General features: G+C 67.4%; 1 protein-coding gene. It reads right to left on the bottom strand.

The window, feature by feature from the left end; all coding sequences use genetic code 11:
* Positions 1-450: 450 nt before the first annotated feature.
* A complete protein-coding gene (locus ABT070_RS46135; protein WP_351769353.1) occupies positions 451-2,082 on the bottom strand; it encodes an ISL3 family transposase in 1,632 nt (543 codons plus the stop codon).
* Between the last annotated feature and the right edge of the window lie 115 nt (positions 2,083-2,197).

The raw sequence follows: 2,197 nt of genomic DNA, 5'->3' as shown, positions 1-2,197 counted from the left end.
CACTGATTCCGTGAAGGTGGCCAAGAGCCGGTTACGTTCTGTGGTCGGTCGAAGTTCTGCTCGGGCCGCTGTGCTGGGCGGATCTCTGTGCGCGAGAATGTTCGACATGACGACTTGAAGAGCACCGGCCGGGCGACAGCATTGGCGAAAGGTCGGGAGCTGGGACACGATTCCCGACGGTGATCGACGCGTCTGCGCCGACTGCGGAACACCCGTCAGTTCCTACCAGTACCGGTTTTATTCGCCCGGGACTTCGATGTTCGAGCGGTGCATCGGGCTTGCCTGGTGTTCCACTTGCCGGATCTACTCCGGCAACATGGTGCACGTCCCGCGGAAGCGAGTCCTGGTCGACCTCCTTGCGTCTCTTCTGCCTGAGCAGCGAGAACGGCTTCTGCGTTCGGAGACACGACTCATCGAGTACCTGGACCGCCAGGCCCGAGGCGCCAGAAGTTAGGGTCGGCGGCTGGCCGATAATAGGAGGAGCCGCTTGCGCAGCAGTGGAAGTTTCTCTCTGCCGAACATACTGCGCTTGAGGGCTTTGAGATCGTTGACGCGGCCTTCGACGGGGCCGGAGGACCATTCGGTGCTCATGCCGAAGACGACGGCGTCGAGGTCTGTGATCAGCCCGGCTGCGAAGGAGGCCAGGCCGCACTGCTGATCGACACAGACATCGGCGATCCATCCGCGCAGCCGTTCGCCTTCACGGTTGGTCATGATGGTCGCGAACGTCCGGACGTGGGTGATGGCGGCCGTGAGCTCGGGTGAACGGGCCAGCAGCGTCTTGAGCCGCTGCTGGTCGTCGTCGCGCAGGTGGTCGGGGTGGCTCATGATCCAGCGGGTGGCTTCGCGGGGTGAGGGCGGCCGGGCCATCGGCGGACGCGTGGCTGCGGGCTGGCGCCCGGGACGCAGCGGCTGGACGTAGTCGCGCAGGGTGCTGTAGGCACAGCGGGCCCCGCGTTCTTGGAGCTCGCGGTGGAGGGTCGACAGGTTGGTGCAGCCCTCGGCGATCCGTTGTCCCAGGTAGGGCCGGTAGCGGTCGAGTTTGCTGATCCGGTCTTGCCACTGGCCGTGCAGCATCACCTCCGGGCTGGCCGCGCGGGCGTACTTGCGCACCGTGTTGCGGCCCAGCCCAAGCCGGCGGGCGACTTCGCGCAGGCTCAGGCCCTGCTCGACCTGGGCGCGGACCGCCGCGTGGGTGTCGCGGAGCCGGTCGAGGAACTTCCCCGCGGGGTAGGGCCCGGATGGCTCCTGGCCCATGGAGGTCGGCACGGGTTCGGGCGAAGGCTCCGGCTCGACGAGGTCGCGCAGGAGAACGCGGTGGTGGTAGACCAGCCGTTCGACGGCTTCGCCGAGGTTGTGCCAGACATGCCACCTGTCTGCGCAGTGCTGGGCCTGCGGGGCGCCGGTGCGAGCGCCCTCGGCGAAGAATGCCGCACGGTCGCGGCAGACGATCTCGACGCCGGGGTGCTCGCGCAGCCAAGCGGCCAGGGTCTCGGCCTCGCGGTCGGGCAGCAGGTCCAGGGGCTGGTGGGTCTCGCAGTCGATCAGGATCGTGCCGTAGCGACGTCCCTTCCTGGTCGCGAACTCGTCCACTCCGAGCACCTGCGGCACCGCCCAGTTCGGCTCCGGTAGCGCCATCACCACTCGAAGTACGGTCATCCGGCTGACCGCGACGCCCAGCCCCAGCCCCAGCCCCAGCCCCAGCCCCAGCCCCAGCCGGACCACGGCGCGAGCCGCCAGGACAACACCAAGAGCACCGACTATCTGCTGCAGAAGGGGTGTTCGCCGGCCGTAGCGGCTGGTCAGTCCCTCGACCTGTTCGGCGAAGGTCACTCTCGCACAGCCGCTGTTGTCGCAGAACAAGCGGCGCACCGACAACTCGATGAGTACCGGCCGGGTGCCGACCGGAACATCGGCGATCCTGCGTCCGTACCGGCTGTGCACCCGCATCGACGATGCCCCGCACCCCGGACACGCGGCTGACGTCCCACCCTTCGTGCTCGCCGCGATCCGCAGGACGGCGCTCTCCACCACCACGCGTTCCACCAGCACCGTTACCAGGTGCGGGAACACCAACTCCACCAAGGTTTCACACGACCGAAGGATGACGCCCAGGATGACGGAGCGTCACCGGCGCACAGCAGCACGATCCACTTCACGGAATCCGTGCCTGAACCAGTTCAGACCGTTAACGCCA

The organism is Streptomyces sp. NPDC002884, assembly GCF_040295245.1.
Lineage (GTDB): Bacteria > Actinomycetota > Actinomycetes > Streptomycetales > Streptomycetaceae > Streptomyces.
The sequence above is the reverse complement of the archived record's forward strand: the minus strand, read 5'-3'. Positions and strand labels throughout refer to the sequence as shown.